Source organism: Paenibacillus contaminans (genome assembly GCF_003285015.1).
Taxonomy (GTDB): Bacteria; Bacillota; Bacilli; order Paenibacillales; family NBRC-103111; genus Paenibacillus_V; species Paenibacillus_V contaminans.
The window spans coordinates 66752-86522 of sequence record NZ_QMFB01000029.1 but is presented as its reverse complement, the minus strand read 5'-3'; the positions used below and the strand labels follow the sequence as shown (position 1 = coordinate 86522).

General features: G+C 48.7%; 14 protein-coding genes. 13 read left to right on the top strand and 1 reads right to left on the bottom strand.

All coding sequences use genetic code 11. The features are described from left to right. Nucleotides 1–72: 72 nt before the first annotated feature. From DQG23_RS33075 to DQG23_RS33055, 5 genes are read left to right on the top strand one after another with little or no spacing between them, the layout of a single operon-like run. Nucleotides 73–1608, top strand: coding sequence for an ABC transporter substrate-binding protein (locus DQG23_RS33075; protein WP_113035309.1), 1536 nt, complete (start codon nt 73–75; stop codon nt 1606–1608). After that, on the top strand, nt 1605–4262 hold the full coding sequence (locus DQG23_RS33070; RefSeq protein ID WP_113035308.1) for a glycosylhydrolase-like jelly roll fold domain-containing protein: 2658 nt from the start codon (nt 1605–1607) through the stop codon (nt 4260–4262). Before DQG23_RS33075 ends, DQG23_RS33070 begins: the two co-directional genes overlap by 4 nt. Nucleotide 4263: 1 nt before the next feature. Beyond that, entirely contained in the window at nt 4264–5196 is a 933-nt protein-coding gene (locus DQG23_RS33065) for an ABC transporter permease (protein WP_113035307.1), read from the top strand. A 24-nt stretch (nt 5197–5220) separates the two neighbouring features. Beyond that, entirely contained in the window at nt 5221–6108 is an 888-nt protein-coding gene (locus DQG23_RS33060; protein WP_113035306.1) for a carbohydrate ABC transporter permease, read from the top strand. A 24-nt stretch (nt 6109–6132) separates the two neighbouring features. After that, complete coding sequence (locus DQG23_RS33055; RefSeq protein WP_113035305.1) at nt 6133–8412, top strand: glycoside hydrolase family 3 C-terminal domain-containing protein; 2280 nt, start codon at nt 6133–6135, stop codon at nt 8410–8412. Between the two features lie 213 nt (nt 8413–8625). On the opposite strand, the gene DQG23_RS33050 is transcribed toward DQG23_RS33055, so the two are convergent. Then, nucleotides 8626–9540, bottom strand: a complete 915-nt coding sequence (locus DQG23_RS33050; protein WP_113035304.1) for an NADP-dependent oxidoreductase — start codon at nt 9538–9540, stop codon at nt 8626–8628. Between the two features lie 389 nt (nt 9541–9929). On the opposite strand from DQG23_RS33050, the gene DQG23_RS33045 reads away from it, so the two are divergent. From DQG23_RS33045 to DQG23_RS33010, 8 genes are all read left to right on the top strand, one after another. Beyond that, a complete protein-coding gene (locus tag DQG23_RS33045) occupies nt 9930–10811 on the top strand; it encodes a LysR family transcriptional regulator (RefSeq protein ID WP_113035303.1) in 882 nt (293 codons plus the stop codon). 576 nt (nt 10812–11387) lie between these two features. Beyond that, a complete protein-coding gene (locus DQG23_RS33040; protein WP_113035302.1) occupies nt 11388–12014 on the top strand; it encodes a DUF1796 family putative cysteine peptidase in 627 nt (208 codons plus the stop codon). A 459-nt stretch (nt 12015–12473) separates the two neighbouring features. After that, entirely contained in the window at nt 12474–12890 is a 417-nt protein-coding gene (locus DQG23_RS33035) for a GNAT family N-acetyltransferase (protein WP_113035301.1), read from the top strand. Nucleotides 12891–13541: 651 nt separating this feature from the next. Continuing rightward, a complete protein-coding gene (locus DQG23_RS33030; RefSeq protein WP_113035300.1) occupies nt 13542–15503 on the top strand; it encodes an ABC1 kinase family protein in 1962 nt (653 codons plus the stop codon). Nucleotides 15504–15960: 457 nt separating this feature from the next. After that, complete coding sequence (locus DQG23_RS33025) at nt 15961–16452, top strand: GNAT family N-acetyltransferase (protein ID WP_158560813.1); 492 nt, start codon at nt 15961–15963, stop codon at nt 16450–16452. A gap of 186 nt (nt 16453–16638) precedes the next feature. Next, complete coding sequence (locus tag DQG23_RS33020) at nt 16639–17628, top strand: phosphotransferase enzyme family protein (protein ID WP_158560812.1); 990 nt, start codon at nt 16639–16641, stop codon at nt 17626–17628. A 134-nt stretch (nt 17629–17762) separates the two neighbouring features. Continuing rightward, nucleotides 17763–18248: a hypothetical protein gene (locus tag DQG23_RS33015; RefSeq protein ID WP_113035297.1), complete on the top strand. Its 486-nt coding sequence runs from the start codon at nt 17763–17765 to the stop codon at nt 18246–18248. Between the two features lie 195 nt (nt 18249–18443). Then, nucleotides 18444–19589 (top strand): hypothetical protein, encoded by a 1146-nt coding sequence (locus tag DQG23_RS33010; protein WP_113035296.1) that lies wholly within the window; start codon nt 18444–18446, stop codon nt 19587–19589. The last annotated feature ends 182 nt before the right edge of the window (nt 19590–19771 follow it).

Here is a 19771-nt window from a genome sequence, read left to right as displayed (position 1 = left end):
AAGCAGAAGAAAGCGGCGGTCTCCGGCTACAATGCAAGAGAAAGCCAAATGACCAAGCGAGGGGGAAATACAATGAGCAAGAAGGCATGGTTGTCCGCAAGTTTAGGAATCGTATTGCTATTGTTGTCGGCATGCGGTTCCAATGGAGGCTCAGGCGAATCGGGGAAGCCGGGGAACACTTCCGGGACGGAAGCTCCTTCAGGCGGCCAGCCGCAGAAAATCGACGAGCTGAACGTCGCCTTTCTGAGCGTAACGGGAACGCCGCCCGATCTGAAGGCGGTAGAAGCTGAAATCAACAAAATCACAACAGCCAAAATCAATGTGTCCGTCAATTTGATGCCGATCAATTATGGAGCATACGCCCAGCAGGTCAATCTGATGCTGACGAGCAGCGAGAAGCTGGATCTGATCGTTGTGGGTTCGCCGTTCGGGTTTAGCTCCCAAGTATCCCGAGGACAATTGCTTCCGCTGGACGAACTGCTCGACAAGCATGGGAGCAATATTCGCAAGGCGCTTGATCCCGTATATTTGAACGCAAGCAAGGTGGACGGCCATATCTACGGCGTAACGCCAGTAAGAGATCTGGCGACCGCCAACGGTTTCACGATGCGCAAAGACCTTGCAGACAAGTACGGCATCGATGCAGGCAAAATCAAATCCTTGGACGACGTAGAAGCCGCGCTTAAGATCATTAAAGATAAAGAACCGGGGATAACGCCATTAATTCCAAGCGGTGCGGGGTTTTCTTTCTTAACGAGCTATAGCTGGCACGACGGGATAGGCAATGGAATAGGCGTTCTCCCTGGCTACGACAACGGCTTGCAGCTAGTCAACAGCTATGAGTCGCCGGAGTATGCCGAGCTTTTGAAACGGATGAGAAGCTGGTATGAGGCGGGTTACTTGCTGAAGGATGCTTCTACGAACAAGTCGAGCCAGATCGAATTAATGAAGGCAGATCGTGCCTTCGGCTACCTCTCGAAGCTGAAGCCTGGCTTTGATGCGCAGGAATCCCGCTCGATCGGCAAGGAGATGGTTAGCGCAGAGCTATCGGCTCCGGTATCGATGACGGATCATGTTCTGAACATTATGTGGGGCATTCCTAGAGAAGCGGACAATCCGGAAGCATCGATGAAGTTTTTGGACTTGATGTACGGAAATGCGGAGCTCGTAAATTTGCTGGATTGGGGCATTGAAGGTAAGCATTACGTCAAAGTGTCCGACAATGTGATCAAGTACCCGGAAGGCGTAACGATGCTGACGAACGGCTATAACTTGAATATGAGCTGGCTGTTCGGCAATCAATTTCTCGCTTATGTGTTTGAGGGGGAAGACCCTAATATTTGGCAGAAAATGAAGGAATTCAACGATCAAGCGGTCAAGTCGAAAGCGATGGGCTTTACGATGGACACCGAGTCCGTGAAGACGGAAATCGCCGCGGTTTCCAACGTCATCGCGCAATACTACCTCGTGCTGGAGACCGGCTCCGTCGACCCGGATAAAGTGCTTCCTCAATTGAATCAAAAGCTGAAAGCCGCGGGTCTGGATAAAGTGATTGCGGAGAAGCAGCGCCAGTTGGATGCATGGGCTAAAGCCGGGGGTCAGCGATGAGCGGCAATAGCAAATTGCAGGAATTGCTCGGCGGCGAGGAACGGAACTATATTCTCCCGTTCCTCTGGCAGCGCGGAGAAGAGGAAGCCGTCATCCGCGAGGAGCTTGCGCGCATAAGGGAAGCGGGGATAAGAGCGGTATGCGTCGAGTCCAGGCCCCATCCCGACATGCTTGGTCCGAAGTGGTGGAGAGACATGGACATTATTATGGACGAGGCACGGACTTACGGCATGCAGATTTGGGTGTTCGACGACGATCACTTTCCGACCGGCCATGCCGCAGGCAAGGTGAAGGAAGCGCCGCCGGACCATCAGCGTCAGTTTCTATCGGAGCGGCGAATCGATGCGAGAGGCCCGGATCCCGAAGCCTCCTTCCTGCTTCGTCCTTGGTCCGTTCTGGATGGAGCAAGGCCTATAGGTGCCGCTGCCGCCAGACGTGATCCGGCCACAGGAAAGCTGGACGGCGAGTTCCTTCCCATCGACCTTGAAGCCTCCGTACAGGATGGCGTGCTGTATTGGCCCGTGCCTGAAGGTTTTTGGACGATTTGTTTGTTCGTCGTCACTCGTGAAGGGGGAGACGAGCGCAGGAAAGATTATTTGAACCCAATCGTTCCGGAATCGACGCAAATTTTGATCGACACGATTTATGAAGCCTATTATGAACGCTATAAAGACGATTTCGGCGCTGCGTTCGCCGGCTTTTTCTCCGACGAGCCGGGCTTCTACAACAGCAAATCTTCCTATGATTATGCTTCGGGGCTGGGCGACGCCAAAATGGCTTTGCCGTGGAGAGACGATCTCCTTGATCTGCTCGAGGCGGAATACGGCCCGAATCTTCGCCGGCATCTGCCCTTGCTGTGGCACGAAGGCGGTCCGCATACGTTCGCGGTCCGATATGCCTACATGAATGTCGTCAGCAAGCTGTATGCGGAACATTTTAGCGGCCGGATCGGACGCTGGTGCCAAGAGCGCGGCGTCGCCTACATCGGCCACCTCATGGAGGACAACAACGTCCACGCCAGACTCGGCTGCGGGGCCGGACATTTCTTCCGCGCGCTGGAGGGCCAAGATATGTCGGGCCTTGACGTTGTGCTGTGGCAGATTGTGCCCGGCTTCGATGAAATGTCCTTTTCCTGGATGGGCGGAGAGACGGACAGCGTCTTTTTCCACTATGGTATGACAAAGCTGGCGGTATCGCTCGGACATATCGATCCCCGGAAGCGGGGGCGGACGTTTTGCGAGATTTTCGGGGCGTACGGCTGGGCGGAAGGCTTGAAGCTGATGAAATGGCTGACCGATCATATGCTTGTCAGAGGCGTTAACCATTTCGTGCCCCATGCTTTTTCCCAGAAGGAATTTCCCGATTGGGACTGTCCACCGCACTTCTATGCAAGGGGATACAATCCGCAGTTCAGATATTACGGGCTGCTCAACGCCTATACAAACCGGCTTTGCCATTTATTGAACGACGGTCAGCACGTGGCGACTGCGGGAGTATTGTATCATGCGGAAGCGGAATGGTCCGGGGAATCCATGCTGTTCCAAGAGCCCGTCAAGCAGCTCATGCAGCGTCAAATTGATTGCGACGTTCTGCCGGCGGATAGGTTGCTTCGTTCAAGCGTTATTCGAGGAGAGCTTGCCGTTCACGAAGAAAGGTATCGCTGCTTAATCGTTCCGTGTGCAGAAGCGTTGCCGATTGAATTGATCGCGAAGCTGTCCGAATTGGCGGAATCAGGCTTGCAGGTCGTCTTTGTCGACTCGCTGCCACAACGGGCTAGCCAAGCTGTGCCCTATGCGGAGCCGTTGAGGAGATTGGAAGCTCAGGCCAATGTCGCGGTCGTGCCTCTGTTTAGTCTTTCAGAAACATTGCGAGATTGGGGCATGTACGAGCTGGAGGCAAGCGAAAGACAGCCTTATCTTCGAGTGTACCAGTATCGTCATGACCGTTTGGAAACCGTCATGCTGTTCAACGAGCATCCCGAAGAGACGTTGAATACTCGCGTCATTCTTCCGGGCGATGGAGTATGGCTGCGCTACGACGCCTTCGGCAATACGTTGGAACGGATCGGGGAAGGACGGAATTATGCTCATGATCTCACGCTCAGAGCTTATGAATCGGCCGTCTTGCTGCGCATTCCGCCCGGCGACGAGGCGGATTATCCGATTGGTCAGGGGAAGACGGCACCAGCGACGAAAACGGCAAGCCGTCTGATTGAGCCGACGGAGTGGCATGTTTCGTTGGCCTCGGCACAGGACTACCCTGAATTCAAGCCTTGGGGGACATTAACGAGCTTGCGGAACATAAGCGCTCGCGATTTGCTGCCGAGATTTTCCGGCACGATGAAGTACGAATGCCAAGTGCGGGACGAAGAAGCGGCCGGCTCCGTCTGGCTTGATTTGGGCCGGGTATACGAGACCGCGCAGGTTTGGATAAACGGACGGGAAGCCGGAGTCCGGTTGTGCGCTCCCTATGTCTGGGATATTTCGGAGTTTTGGCAGCAGGGGGCGAACGTGTTAACCGTCGAGGTAACGAATACGTTAGTCAAAGATCAGCAGGATTGGTTCTCCAAGTTCGTTCAGCAGGAGCCCTCCGGTCTGCTCGGCCCAGTTAGGCTTCTTAGGCCATCAACGATAAGCGAGGGAAGCGGGGAGTAATATGGAACAAACCTATCGGCTCCGCCGGAAGAACGGAATACGCAAATACAGTGTTTTGCTGCTCATGATGTTACCGGGCTTGACCTATTTGCTAATCAACAACTACTTGCCGATGTTCGGGCTGCTTATCGCCTTCAAGGATTACAATTTTGCGAAGGGACTGCTCGGCAGCGATTGGGTCGGTTTTAGAAACTTCGAATATTTGTTCAAGACGCAGGATGCCTACATCATCACAAGAAACACGATCCTTTATAATTTTACTTTTATCATTCTTAACACGGCGTTTGCCGTCGGCATCGCGATTGCGCTTAATGAAATTCGCAGCCGATTCATGTCGAGATTTTATCAGAGCGTGCTGTTGCTGCCTCATCTCATCTCGATGGTTATCGTCAGCTATTTGGCCTACTCTTTGCTGAGCATGGATACCGGCTTCATGAACAAGACCGTGCTTCCGTTTCTCGGTATAGAGGAGATTTCGTGGTACAGCGAATCGCAGTATTGGCCGTTCATCCTGACGATCATCAGCATGTGGAAGGGGGCAGGCTTCCTGTGCGTCATTTACTTGGCGGCGATTATCGGGATCGATCCGGAATATTACGAGGCGGCCAAGCTGGACGGTGCCTCCAAATGGCAGCAAATCCGCAGCATTACGCTGCCTCTGCTGTCCCCGATCATCATTATGATGACCTTGCTCGCTATCGGCAAAATTTTCTATTCGGATTTCGGCCTGTTCTATCAAGTTCCGCTAGGCTCGGGAGCGCTTAACGATACGACTCAAGTCATCGACACCTATGTCTACCGGGCTCTTATGAATCTCGGAGATATCGGGATGTCTTCCGCCGCAGGACTGTACCAGTCCATCGTCGGTTTCGTGCTGGTGATTCTATCGAACTATGCGGTACGCAAATTCAACAAGGACAGCGCATTGTTCTAAGGTCCGGGACTGGAGTGGAGAAGCATGAATACGATCGACAGGGGAAAACAGTTTTGGCTTCATCTTCCGATGCTTGCCCTAGCGGCGGCCTGCGTGCTGCCCTTCCTGCTGCTTGTCATCTCATCCGTATCGGATGAAAGCTCGATCCTGCGGCAGGGCTACACCTTTTTTCCCGATCAACTGGGGCTGGATGCTTACCGTTACTTATGGAATCATTCCGACCAACTCGCGCGGGCATATGGCGTAACGGTGTTTGTAACGATTTTCGGCACGGCGGCAAGCTTGCTCATGACCGCGATGCTCGCTTACCCGATGTCCAGACAAGGCGTTCCATGGCGCGGGGCAATCGCATTTTTCGTTTTTTTCACCTTGCTGTTCAATGGCGGGTTGACCCCGACCTATTTGATCTATGTGCAATTATTCCATATTAAAAATACGATTCTGGCGCTTATCGTGCCCGGATTGCTGATGAACGGCTTTAACGTGCTGCTGATGCGGACCTTTTTCATGACGACGATCCCTCCGGCCTTAATCGAAGCGGCGCAAATAGACGGAGCTGGAGAGTTCAAAATTTTCTGGAGAATCATATTGCCGCTGTCGATGCCGATCGTGGCCACCGTAGGCCTGATTCAGGCGATCATCTACTGGAACGACTGGTTTAACGGCATGATCTACGTGACGAATTCTAAGCTATTCAGTATTCAGAACATTCTGAATCGAATGCTGACGGACATTCAGTTTCTGACGGAAAGCAAGTTCAGCGCGCAATTAGGCGAGGCAGGGGCGAATTTGCCCAGCACGACCGTAAAGATGGCGATCGCCGTAGTCGGCGTACTGCCGATTATCGCCATGTATCCCTTCTTTCAAAAATATCTCATTAAAGGCATAACGATCGGCGCGGTTAAAGGATAGGCAGGAGCGAGGAGGAACAGACGGATGGAGCTTACAAAAGTAAAGGAATGGCTTTCCCTCATGACCTTGGAAGAGAAGGCGAGCTTGTGCTCGGGCAAGGATTATTGGAGAACGAACGCGCTGGAAAGATTGGGCATCCCGTCCATCGTCATGATGAACGGCCCCCACGGGTTAAGGAAGCTTGACGAATTTGAAGTCAACTTCGATGTGAGTGACAGCGCTCCGGCCACTTGCTTTCCATCGGCGTCGGCGCTGGCGTCATCCTGGGACCGGGAACTGCTGACGGAAATCGGCGTTGCGCTCGGGAAGGAGTGTCATGCGGCGGGAGTGGATATTTTGCTCGGGCCTGGCGTGAACCTGAAACGCTCTCCCCTAAACGGGAGAAACTTCGAATATTTCTCGGAGGATCCCTATTTGTCGGGGGAGATGGCCAAAGCTTACATTAACGGCGTTCAGAGCCAAAACGTTGGCACCTCGTTGAAGCATTATGCTTGCAACAATAAGGAAGAGCGGCGGATGACGACCGATGCTGTCGTAGAAGAGAGAGCGCTGCGGGAGCTATACTTGAACGCCTTCGAGATTGCCGTCAAGGGCAGTCAGCCATGGACGATCATGAGCGCCTACAATCGGGTCAATGGCGCTTATTGCTCGGAGCATCCGCATTTGTTGAATCAAATTCTGAAGCAGGAATGGGGGTTTGAAGGCGCGGTCGTCTCCGATTGGGGAGCGGTGAACGTGCTGTCGGAAGGAATTCGGACCGGGCTTGATTTGGAGATGCCTTCGAGCGAAGGCTACGGTCCTGCAAGCATAATCAAAGCGGTGCAAAGCGGGGCATTGACCGAAGAAGCGCTGGACCATGCCGTCGAGCGGGTGCTGCAATTAGCTTTGCTCTCCGCGAAGCGTTCCGGGCAGCCGATCGATTGCGATTATGAGCGTCATCATAATCTTGCCCGGAAGGCCGCGGCGGAAAGCATGGTGCTCCTTAAGAACGAGGCGAACCTGCTTCCGTTGTCCAAGACGAAGCGTAAGATCGCGCTTATAGGAGCAATGGTCCGTTCGCCGAAAATTCAGGGCGGCGGAAGTTCGCATATGAAGCCGACGCAAGTGGATGATGTGGCAGCCGCAGTAACCGACAAACTGGGCGAAGGCAGCGAGCTTGTCTACGCGCAAGGCTACGATCTGGACAACGAGGCAATCAACAAGGCATTGGAAGAGGAGGCGAGAGCGGCAGCGGCGGAAGCCGAAGCGGTTATCGTTATCGTTGGCCTGCCCGAGCGCTGCGAATCGGAATCGTATGATCGGCAGCATCTGCGGATTCCCTTTAACCAAGCCGAGATTATCCGCGCCATAGCGCAAGTTCAGGAGCGGGTCATTGTCGTTTTATGCAATGGCTCTCCCGTGGAGATGCCTTGGGCGAAGCATGCGGGCGGAATCGTTGAAGCTTACTTGGGCGGCCAAGGCTTTGGAGGCGCGCTTGCGGACATTCTGTTCGGAGATGCGAATCCGTGCGGCAAGCTTGCGGAAACGTTCCCGGTCGATCTGCCAAGCACTCCGGCATACCTCGGTTTTCCGGGCGAGGGAGATCGCTGCGAATATCGCGAAGGCCTCTTCATCGGCTACCGCTATTATGACAGCCGCAATATCGAGCCGCTTTATCCATTCGGCTTCGGCTTAAGTTATACGTCGTTCGAATACAGCGATTTGTATCTCGATAAGAAAGATTTCAGCGATCTAGAAACGCTCACCGTGCGTCTTTGGGTTCGGAATACCGGCGTTCGAACAGGCAAGGAAACGATTCAATTGTATGTAAAGGACAAGGTTAGCCGATTGGTTCGGCCGGAGAAGGAACTGAAGGCATTCGCGAAAGTCGAGCTTCATGCCGGGGAAGCCAAAGAAATTGCCTTTACGTTGGATAAGAGGGCGTTCGCTTTTTATGATCCAGAACTTAAAGATTGGCACGCGGAGACGGGAGAGTTCGATATTCTGATCGGCCAGTCCTCTCGGCATATTTTGCTGGAAGAGACGGTAACTCTCCGTTCGACAACTTCGATCGCAAGGCAATACGACCGCCAGTCGTCCTTGTCGGATTTGATCGCCGATCCTCGGGTTGAGCCTATCATTCGCCAATTTACGCAAGGTTTGTCCGATTCGCAAGAAAAGCACAGCTCGGAGATGATGGCCGTGTTTATCCGAGAAATGCCGCTTCGATCGCTAGTCGCTTTCAGCAAGGGGGCGTTCACCGACGAAATGCTCGAGGGGCTTTTGCACCTTGCGAATACGATAGGGGCGCAGGAGAACAGTTAGCGGACGCAGATGAATCTATTCGACTGTCCATTTGCTTGTTCCGCGAAAGCCTGACTGGTAAAAACTAAAAAGTCACCTTACGGTGACTTTTTCAAATATAAGGAATTTATATGTTTCACGTATCAAGTGCTTATATTCAACGGTAAACGAGCCTGTCCTTAAAGCACGGCGAAGCCGTTTATCCTTGGTTGAATCATTTTCGATGGACTCTACTTAGTCGATTGTGAGGACAATCTTGCCTCGGCCGTGTCTCGTTTCGATCAGCCGATGCGCATCCGCGGCCCGTTCGAGTGGGAACGTCTGCCGGATATGGATACGCAGCTTGCCCTTGCTGTGCAGATCGACAAGCTCGGCCAGACGGGCGGCGGAGCGCTGGCCACGGACGACGCGAAGGCCGAGTTCCTCGATGAGGCCATAGGCGAAGAACGTGCATATACGGTTTTTGTCCTGCACCAAGTTCACCGCGGCGTGAATCCCCTCGCCTCCGGCCGTATCGAATGCGGCATCGACGCCGTCCGGCGCAAGCGCCTTTACTCGCTCAGTGAGACCTTCCTCATACGTCACCGGAACAGCGCCTAACGAACGAAGGTAGTCATGGTTCTGCTTACTGGCGGTGCCGATGACGGTTTTGGCCCCCCATTCCTTAGCCAGTTGTACGGCAAAAGCGCCCAGTGATCCGGCCGCGCCATTGATTAATACGGTGTCGCCCGGCCCAACTCCAATGGCTTTCATGGCAATATGGGCGCCCTGGCCGTTGCCGGTCAGCCCTCCTGCCTCTTCCCAGGTCATGCTGCCGGGCTTGCTTACGATTTGGTCTGCGCCCACGACCACATATTCAGCGTAACAATTCAATAGTGCGAAGCCGAGTACTTCGCCGCCTATGTGAAAGCCGGTTACGCCATCGCCTACTTGATCGATGATGCCCGCGAACTCGTTGCCCGGAATTTGCGGAATCTGAATGGCGACGCCCTGCGGAGCCCAACCGTTCCGCACGCTGCAATCGTAATGCTGTACCCCGGCCGTTTTCACCCGGACCCTGACTTGCCCCGAACCGGCCTGTGGCTCGGGAAATGACATGACCTCCATGACCTCAGGTCCGCCGATTGAGCGAAATGCTGCTGCTCTCATCATGCAATCCTCCCCAGTTCATCCCTATTGTAACTTCGTTTATCGTATAGTTATTAATACACCGCTCCATGAGATAAGCTGATCTCACAATGCGGTTTTTTTACCAACGTGCAGTTCGGCAGGCTTAAATGTTTTGATCGGGTAACAGCGTTGCGCTCATGAGGGAAATGATCAGCGTGAAGGCCAGAATACGGATCAATTTTTCGCCGGCTTGCTGCTGAACTGCGACAACCATGGCCGTAAAGTCCTCCTTACTGCTAATGCGATATTTTTTTACGCAAAGCGTGTTGCTTCCTTACTTGCTATATTTTACAATCACATATAAATAAACAGAAATATATCTTTAACCATAAGGTGTATATACTCAGGTATATGAGAGGGGGACACGTATGGAGCTGCTGCAGTTGCGGTATTTTCGAACGGTGGCCCGGATGGAGCACATGACGAAGGCGGCACAGGAGCTGTTAATCGCGCAGCCTGCGCTAAGCAAAACGATTTCAAGATTGGAGGAGGACGTAGGGGTTCCGTTGTTCGACCGGCACGGAGGGCGGATTCGCCTGAATACGTTTGGCAAGGCGTTCCTGGACAAAGTCGAGAAGGCGCTCGCACTATTGGAAGAAGGAAGGAAAGAAGTGTCAGAGTTGGCGGGACTCGAACAAGGAAGCATTCACCTCGCGACAACGACACTGGACCGGTTATCTGATGCGCTGGGCGAATTTCTCGCGATTCATCCGGAAGTCAGCTTTCGAATTACGCAGGCTTCGATGGAAGAAATGACGCATTTGGTGGAGACGGGCGAGGTCGACATGTGCTTTACGGCGCTGCCGATCGATCGGCCCGACATTAGCGCAGTGTCCGTCTTGAAGGAAGATATCTATTTAGCTGTTCCCCAAGGACACCGGTTTGCCGGGAGAAAGAGCATCCGCCTGAGCGAGCTTGCGGATGACCCGTTTATCGGGTATAAGGAGGGTTTTCCTTTTCAGCGAATGAATGATTTGTTTTTTCAAGAAGTCGGGATCACGCCCAACTTTGTCTGCCGGGTCGACGAGCCTGCCGCCATTTCAAGTCTTGTCCGGGCCGGGCTAGGCGTTGCGCTTGTGGGAAATTGCGGCGGCCCGAACTCACCTCTGAATTTACTGCACATTGAGTTCCCAGTCTGCCAGCGTAATTTCCAAATCGCTTGGCACGAAAAACGGTATCTCTCCCTTGCTGCGCGCAAGTTTCGCGAATTTCTCATTGGGTACTTTGCCGAATCTGACAAAGCGGGTTGAAATGGAAGGTTACTACGCCAGATATGGAATACGACAAGCATGTAACTTCGAGCTGCTGCTCACATGGAGAAGGTGAGCGTAAGAGCCATCATTTTGAAAATGCCAAGAGCTGGTCGAATCCAGGTACAGGTGGAACGAAACGACAATTGCGTTTCGCACAGGAGTCACATCTTCATGGGGGAGGCAAGCTGGTTTGTAGGGCAGGAGTTTATGTGTATTGACAGTAATGTCAAACATGCATATTCCTCGATTTATGTTGCTTGAAATACTGATAATTATGGGTTCAGTAATGTCGGGTAATAAGAACATGATCTGATTAAAGTCGCATAGAATGCGGCTTTTTGATTTTATGGGATAAAGTTCTTGTCATTTATTGATGAAAAGAATTTTATCTCATCACTGACGGATTTCCTTAAATGGAATTAGATGGGCAATAATCAATTGCATCTAAAAGGCAGTTGGAAGAACTAAACCAGTATAAGGATTATTAAAATCCATTCTATAATAGATTCCAGGCCAACCGAATTTTCCATGATTCGTATATTATGATTTAACTGAATGATGGAGGAGTGTGGAATGGAACTAAAGGCTCTCAAAGGCCGATATGATGCTATTTTCAGCCTTGGGTCAAACTGCTCGCCGGCCATTCAACTTCAGAAAAACAACTTACGACCTTATGCCGGTGTCCTGGATTGGATGAATTCTTCATCGCTAGAAGATGTAAACAACCTTTTACGGAACCGGTTTAACGGGTTTATGCAGCGCTCCAATTTGACGTTTGAAGGGATAGATGCTCATCATCGGAACTATGTGTTTAAGGATCACTTATATAACATAAATTCGGTACACGACTTTCCCATACGGCTTAATACACCCGATAACTTGGTCACCTACTCCGAATTTAGAAGTAAGATGGATAGGCGCATCCGGCGGTTTCTGGAGAAGATTTCAACTTGCGATCACATTCTGTTCGTTCGAGCCGGTAAGATAGATCATGCGATTCTGGATCTACATGCCATCCTGTCATCGTTCGTCCGCCATCAATTCAAGCTGCTGCTTGTCGAATATACCGGTGTTACGGGTATCGTTGAGCACCCATGTAGTCTGGACAATGTAACACTGCTAGAAATGCAAGGGCACGATATTTGGCGTCAAAACGATCATCTGTGGAAAACTGTGTTTGATGGAATTTCGTTAGATTAAACAATCGGTTATCAAATGAGTTGGAAGAAATTTATGTAGATTGCTTTTGAAAATTACGCAGCTGATCCCATTTTCTTTGTTGAAGTAATGGGCAGGATAACGACAATCATTTATAGAAATGATTAGTCGATAAACATTCAATTTGCTCCATAACCTCGGAAACACTATTAGGGTTAGTCGGGATATTTCAGTTCTAGCTCGAATAAACAATATATCTAAACAGGATGCTCTTGAGAAATACGGCACTGAAGGAGAATTTTACTTTACAGATCGACCGTCTCATACTATGGAGAAGGGTGTTTACATTCGCGTTAAAGATGAGACCGTTCTAAATAGAAACTCACCTCCAGCGCCACAACCTAGTTTGTGGTGTGGCTGGATTCCAACTGACGACAAGAAAAAATCGTATGGAATGAGAAGGAGAAATTTTATAAATCGGTAGAGTGGATCCAGTACATAATGAATCGAATTCTTTCACCTAAAGGGTATGAACTGGATGGAGAGATGAAATGTTACGGGGAAGACCCAACCGTATCGATAGCTCAATCTAAAATTGAAAAAAATTGGACAATAAAGGCAATATATAGTGATGATGTAATGGTTGGTTTTACTATGTTTGGCTACTCAATAAAGAATGGTTTCCATGAAATTTGCCGTTTAATGATCGATCACAGGTACCAGCAAAGAGGTTATGGTAAGAAGGCATTGCAACAAGTGATCAACGTAATGAGATCTCAATATAATAATCCGGAAATATACTTGTCGTTTCATTCTGATAACCTTGTGGCAAAAGTGCTTTACGAGAAGACAGGATTTGAAAACACAGGCAAAATTATAGATAATGAAATTCTTTATTTATTAAGACCGTTAGATTAACTAACGTGGGATTATAGCTTAATATACAACTAAAACGCGGCTGCTGACGTGGATCGGAAGCGAGCTGTTGGACGCCGGATCAAGCTGAGGTTTCAGTCCGACTGCAGCCGTTAAGGGTAAAGTAAGCTGAGGGACAGGGAACAAAATAATTCAGCCGGTATCGATGTCGGATCCGGCTTTTTTGTCATTCCAATTATACATAAATAATGCATCAAAATTTCAGAACGACAGCCCGTTCGAAATATAGTTTCCAATAATAATGTTATGTAAACAATTATGTTAGTCGAAGGGTTCTTTCATAAAAAGTTCAATGTTTTCTTTGAATCATATTATTGCTTTAGTTTAAAGCTTTACCTAAAGCTTGATAGAAAATGGACGATTTAGGGGTGGTTTTTACTTGCTTTTTTGATGTATATGTTTACTTGTTAGCGGCATTTAGGGGTTGTACCAGCGTCGCTATCACCAGGGGCAAAGTAGATTGTTAAACTCATGCTCTGGGAACTTCGCTTTGATTGGGGTAATAGCAACGTAGTGACACTACACGCAAATGCTTGGAGAACAATGTCAATAATCGTGTCGGGTTGTTTACGTCGCTGCTACCAAAATTATGTATAATAAGAGGGCGAACCCTTTACTAAAAGGAGTGAACCGATGTATTCTCAAATTATTTTACTGGCCGTTATTATGATCATCATCATCGGCCGATTGATCGGGACGAACATCAGCTTTATGAAACAAGTCATGGCATCGCTGTCCAGCGTCATTGTAACGACCTCCGTGTATTGGTACACATTCTTGCGTTACCGCAGCAATACGGATAGCTTCGAAGCCGACGGATGGTTATGGCTGCTCAGCATGGTCATCGTCTCCCTGCTCTTCTATCTCTTGTTCGAGATGTTCGACCCTATCCCTCTTGGGGAGCGAGGCGAGCGTCTCACCGATACGAAAAACCCGGTAAGAAGGCTGTCCGCCTGGTGGCGAAGACAGCGAAGATACGTCCAAGTGCTGATGATCGCGCTCAAGAATGGCGTAGGCAAAAATCTGGCCATCAAACGATCGTCGGCTTCAGATCAAAAGGTGGCAGTATCGCTTCGTAGGATGCTAGAGGACTGCGGCGGTTTCTTTATCAAATTCGGTCAGGTGTTGTCGACGCGCTCGGATCTGTTGCCCCCGGCGGTTATCGAAGAACTATCGCACTTGCAGGAAAACGTCGCCCGTTTGACGACTGCACAGGTGGAGGAAATATTGACCAAAGAGCTGGGGCGCCCCAAAGACGAGATATTCCAAAAATTCGAAATGGAACCGCTCGCTGCGGCATCGATCGGACAAGTCCATCGTGCCACGCTGCTCGAGGGCGGGAAGGAAGTAGTCGTCAAGCTGCTACGTCCGGATATCACTTCCAAGCTGCAGCGCGATTTGGACATCTTAGTGCGCTTTGCGGCCTGGGCGTCAAAAAAATCTGCCTGGGCTAGAAATATCGGCTTCCTCGATTTGGCCAAGGGATTCTCCGCAGCGATGAAGGAAGAGACTGATTTTCGCATCGAAGCCCGCAATTTCGCTCAAGTGAAAGCTTCTCTGGCCAATAGCCGGACAAAGGTGAAGATCCCCCATGTCTACCCGGAGCTAAGCAACGCGAAAATTCTCGTCATCGAATATATGGAGGGCGTTAGCGTAAAAAGCGGCACGGCTATACTGGATGAACGCGGCATCGATCGTCAGGAGGTTCAACGGCAAATTTTCGACTGCATGTTGGAGCAAATCTTCATCAAGGGAATTTTTCATGCCGACCCGCATCCCGGCAACGTTTATATTTTGAATGATGGAACCCCCGTGCTGCTGGATTTCGGTTCGGTCGGGAGACTCGGAACGCTGCAGCAGGACTCCCTGAAGAGGTTGTTGATCGGATTCGAACAGCGCAACACGTATGTTATCATGGATGCTCTGCTGCAACTGGTCGAGCCGCAACAGGAAATCGAAAAAGAAGGTTTGGAACAGGCGCTCAGCCAGCTGCTGGTTCAGACGGCTTATGGCGTGGCGGGAAGCTCGGATGCGTTCATTCAGGGATTGTTTCGGATGATTGGGGAGTTCGGATTTTCGTTTTACCCGAACGTTGCGGGCGCGTTCCGCTCACTGATTACACTTGAGGGCACGATGGCGCAATTAAATCCTTTGTTCAGCTTAATGGACGAATCCCGCCGCTTCGCCAGGGAGCACACGGCGGAGTTCCTTCCTGTCAGTGACTACAGCGATCTGCGGAAAACGGCGACGAATGAATTTCTGGAGCAGCTCCCCGTTATTCGCAGGCTGCCGCGGCGACTCGACCATCTCGGGTCGATGCTGGAGAAGGGCGAGATGTCCGTTAAGGTAGGCTTTTTTTCCGACAAGGCCAACACCTCATTCGTGACGAAATGGATTTCACTGGCTTTGCTGGCTTTCGTCGGAACGGCGTTCGGAGGCATCTCCATCGGATTGCTTAGCATAAGCGAACATAACACTCAGGATGAGTTGAATATCGTGGCCGTTTTCGGATACGCCGGCATATTGATCAGCGCGATCCTGCTCATTCGAGTCGCAATCCATGCAGTGCGTAATTTGAAGCAAGTTAAGGAGTAGCCAATATGATCCACTGGGATGAAGGCAGAGTGAAACCTGAGGAATTTGAGCGAATATCTGTATTGAAAATAACGGATATGCTCAACGTGGAATAATATGGTATCAATTAAAGACGGATGGGGTGGATTGAATAATAGCAACTGTATTTATAAATTCATGGACTTTTTTTATATTAATAATATTTACTTATAGGATTTACAAACATCGTTTTCAAAAGTACAACAAAGAGAATTTAGGCTTAGCATTAATAGGTTTGACAATGGACTTTACCTTTAGAAAAGAACTTAGTTTTTATTATGTATATATTTTTTTATTCATTATTTTTTCAATTTTATTCGCATATCACTTTTTCAGAATTAAACATTTCAATATTCAAAAAGAAAAAAAGAGATAAAGAAAAACATAAAACCATAGTTACGATAGAAATCTTAAAAGCACATGAATGAAGGTGAGAGAAATGACGCTTCAGAATGGAGATGTGCGTTTGCGACCTCTCGTTTTGCCAGATGACATTAATTCGGCAGTTATTTGGTATCAAGACCCAGAGGTATTGTATTACTCTGAAGGTGGAGCAGGGGCGGTTCCATACGATGCAGACAAGGTTGAAAGAATGTATAACTACCTTCTGAACAAAGGCGAGGTATTTATTATCGAAGTTCAGACGACCGATGGTTGGTTCAGCATTGGCGATGTTGCTCTTTGCACAGATTGTTTACCGATTGAAATTGGTATTGGACAGTATCGATCCATGGGCATTGGAGGCAAGGTGCTCGACCTTATAGTGGATTACGCCAAGTCTCAGAGGCGAGATAGACTTCTTATTAACGGTATTTACACCTTCAATGAACGCTCAAGGCGACTATATGAAAGCCGTGGATTTTCTGCATTAGAAACGTATGTTGATGACGATGGAAATGAATGTATAAGAATGGAGTTGGAGTTGCACTGACGGGTACATTAGCTCAATAAATACATGATGGCAGCCGACCAGAACGATCGGGTGCCGTTTCTCACGTAATGGGCAGTTTACGCAAAAACACAGTCATTTTCATTGACTGTAAAAAGCTGGATTAGTATGATTGCTATTGAAAGGAATAATATTTTTCGATCAAGATTCAATTACCAAGGAGAACTCATGGACCCAAAAATAAAATTGATGTTCCAGGACAAACATGTCACTGAAGGCGCTGCTCGGTTTGGGGTCAGCCCAAAGGATCTGACGTTCATTGGAGGTTTTCAAAACTTTATTTATTCCTATAATCGAAATGAAATGAAATATATTCTCCGATTCACCCCAAGTACTCTTCGCACTTCGGAAGGACTTGCAGCTGAAATTGAATGGATTCGTTATCTTTCGGAGAAAGGGGTATCGGTTTCAGATCCGGTCTCGTCGCTTGATGGAAAGGATTTTGAACGTATCCTAGGAAATAAGATGGACTTCTACGTGACCTCCTTCAAACATGCCCCCGGCAGTAAAATCGGATATCCAGAATGCCTAGGGAATTCAATGCTTTATGAGCAATGCGGACGCATAACTGGTTGTGTTCATGAATTATCCAAACTTTACAAACCATTGGCCGAGAGACATACTTGGGAATTTAATGATTACATCTTACGAGCAAAAGTTTATTTACCGTCAGAGCTTCAACCAGTTCTTCATGCCCTGGAAGAACTTAAAAAACATTTAGCTAGCCTGCCTGTTAATACTGATAATTTTGGTTTAATTCATGGTGATATCAATGTAGGAAACTTCACAGTCGATGAATTAGGGCAAATAACGCTTTTTGATTTCGACGAGTGTCAGTACAGTTGGTATGTCGAAGACATCGCTATTCAGCTCTATTATTTGCTGTATGTATTCGGGGAAGATTCGAAGTCTGAACGTAAGGTGCAATACGAGCTTTTTATGAAACATTTTGAGTTAGGCTACACAGAAGATGGACGTCAAATGCCAGATGACTGGAAGGAACTGTTAAAGCTTTTCCTCAGACTACGCGAAATTATCGTTGTCGTGGGTATGCACCGGAGCTGGGATTTAAGTCAGCCAGACGGTTGGACCCGCGAATTCTTGCAAGATAGTTATATGCGTATAATAAAGGGTATCTCATTGATCGATGAGTTCTAAAACTTCTTGTATAGGGATCATCTATTAAGCTATCGGTTACATATTCTCAATAAAACTCAAAACGGCAACCGGCCAGAACTATCGGCTCCCGTTTCTCAACGAACGGGCAGAATAATAGTGTTTGGAGGAAGAAAGTGGATAAAGATTTAGATTTGTTTAAGAAGGCATTAAGACAGATTAACTCTGATAGGGAACTGAAAAAGGTAAAGTTGTCAGACAAGGCGCTTTCCTTTTTAGTTGATAGTAATGTTCCGAAAGGAGTAATTAATTTCTTCAATTATATTTCTTTTGACCAGCATATTAGTTTCAAACATGTATCCTTTTATCAAGTCAATGAACTACCTGGTGAAAATTTATATGATACAAATCAAAGGTGTATTGCTGAAAGGCTGCTAATAGTTGGTTGGGGGTCAAACGGTGATTTAATTGTATTGGATTTAGAAAACCTAAAAGTTGGGTATGTGTTCCATGATGAATTATGGGAAGATGAATCAGTTAATCCAAGAGACATTTTAATAAATCTAAAATGTTCAATCGGTGAATTTTACTATAATGCGGTTACAGTTGAAGATTTCCCTGTCGACGGATACGAAGCAGAAAAATATATCGAAAATAATTAAATTTCGCTCTCATTATTAAGCTAACAGATACGATTACGGAGGAGCATGCCAAGCGGCGGCTCCTCCTTCATTTTATTGAAGTAATGGGAGTTTAGCGCAACATCTTAATACCTTATCTCGTATGAAGTAATTGATAATGTTAAAACACTGTACCGATATTGGATGTGAAACAAAGGTAGTAGGAAAGGATATTATATGGGAAACCGGACATTCTTGAGCATTACAAACGCCGATACAGATTCGGTCGATTATGAGAATATAGCTTTCGAGACAAACAATTTTCTCGCTCCGGTATGGTTTTGTCTGGTCAGCCAAGAGCAGTTTCAGCGCTATAGCGGGCAGCTTTTGCTAGCATGGAGCAAGATTCAACCCCATATGGATCAACCGGATGTGGAGGATCTGCCTGAGTGGGAATGCTTTTCCGAGGCATTCCAATGGCAGATTCCATGGGCGGATGCTGCAGCGCAGTTGCGCCTGAGCTTACCCGGCACGCTGGCGCATTACCCATCGCTTGCCGCTCCCGTGCATGAGTGGCTAGAAACCTTATCGACCCATGTACAGCGGTATTCTGCTGCCGTTGTTCATCTGGAGCTTTCGCAATATTTCTCGTTCACGGGCGATCCCGCACTCTATTTGAAAGACATTCAAGAATGCGTTAACCTCTGGCAGTCGCCTCATCCCTCGCAGGAGAAGGTCTGGCAGGGAGCAGCCGATAACATCTATATGTTGAATGGGGAACATTTGCCATGGAAAGAACGTACGCTAACTCAGCTGGAGCAAGCTCCGGAAATTCAGCCAGCACAGTCCATTCCTCCAGCATCTAGGAAGCACCTGCCCAAATGGCGGCAGGAGTTCTACATATGGTTGCTTGCGATTCTGTCCGCAGCCCTCTGTCTTACCGTCTATGTCAAGACCTCCAGTGGTTGGTTGGCGGTTCTCGGCTTCCTCATCCCCTCTTTGTTTATCGTTTTTTGGAATGTGATTATCGGTCCTAAAAAAAACTCCCGCCATCGGCTGGAGGCGGCCACGACCTTGAAGAGGAATAGTCACCCCTCTAATGCTGTGTTCAGGATTGAGTATTTCGATGGACATTCACCTCTTGGGGTGGATGGCATGGAAACCAGCCCTTCGGAGGATAAATCATTACCGGATGTTATCCCCTGGCTGCAAATCATGCAAGCGAAGGTGCTTTCATCTCATGAGGTGGGGCTCATGATTTCTACCAATAATCTTCCAGTATCTACCATACAACTTCATTTGAAGCTGGATGAACAGCTGGTAGCCAAGGATACCGTATCAGCGGTTAATGCCATTGTGTTGGCTCATAAAATGTCCGTTTAACTGCAATGACTTGGACCTCAACTAGAAAGCCGTTCTAACAGCTACCGTGGGTCCAACGGGCTGCCTCGATTAATTAAGCAGTTGTCTGAATAAAAAAATTTACATTGACTCTTGACTCTCCTGTTAGGGTAAGCTTTATCCTGCATGTGAGGACCGCGAAATAAGAGTGCAGGGGAGAGAAG

What these genes read in the sequence shown, in the direction of transcription:
- DQG23_RS33065 (WP_113035307.1), top strand. Translation starts at nt 4,264, where the DNA reads ATGGAACAAACCTATCGGCTCCGCCGGAAGAACGGAATACGCAAATAC.
- DQG23_RS33050 (WP_113035304.1), bottom strand. Translation starts at nt 9,540, where the DNA reads ATGAGAGCAGCAGCATTTCGCTCAATCGGCGGACCTGAGGTCATGGAG.
- DQG23_RS33025 (WP_158560813.1), top strand. Translation starts at nt 15,961, where the DNA reads ATGACGCTTCAGAATGGAGATGTGCGTTTGCGACCTCTCGTTTTGCCA.
- DQG23_RS33060 (WP_113035306.1), top strand. Translation starts at nt 5,221, where the DNA reads ATGAATACGATCGACAGGGGAAAACAGTTTTGGCTTCATCTTCCGATG.
- DQG23_RS33055 (WP_113035305.1), top strand. Translation starts at nt 6,133, where the DNA reads ATGGAGCTTACAAAAGTAAAGGAATGGCTTTCCCTCATGACCTTGGAA.
- DQG23_RS33040 (WP_113035302.1), top strand. Translation starts at nt 11,388, where the DNA reads ATGGAACTAAAGGCTCTCAAAGGCCGATATGATGCTATTTTCAGCCTT.
- DQG23_RS33010 (WP_113035296.1), top strand. Translation starts at nt 18,444, where the DNA reads ATGGGAAACCGGACATTCTTGAGCATTACAAACGCCGATACAGATTCG.
- DQG23_RS33075 (WP_113035309.1), top strand. Translation starts at nt 73, where the DNA reads ATGAGCAAGAAGGCATGGTTGTCCGCAAGTTTAGGAATCGTATTGCTA.
- DQG23_RS33035 (WP_113035301.1), top strand. Translation starts at nt 12,474, where the DNA reads ATGAATCGAATTCTTTCACCTAAAGGGTATGAACTGGATGGAGAGATG.
- DQG23_RS33045 (WP_113035303.1), top strand. Translation starts at nt 9,930, where the DNA reads ATGGAGCTGCTGCAGTTGCGGTATTTTCGAACGGTGGCCCGGATGGAG.
- DQG23_RS33070 (WP_113035308.1), top strand. Translation starts at nt 1,605, where the DNA reads ATGAGCGGCAATAGCAAATTGCAGGAATTGCTCGGCGGCGAGGAACGG.
- DQG23_RS33020 (WP_158560812.1), top strand. Translation starts at nt 16,639, where the DNA reads ATGGACCCAAAAATAAAATTGATGTTCCAGGACAAACATGTCACTGAA.
- DQG23_RS33030 (WP_113035300.1), top strand. Translation starts at nt 13,542, where the DNA reads ATGTATTCTCAAATTATTTTACTGGCCGTTATTATGATCATCATCATC.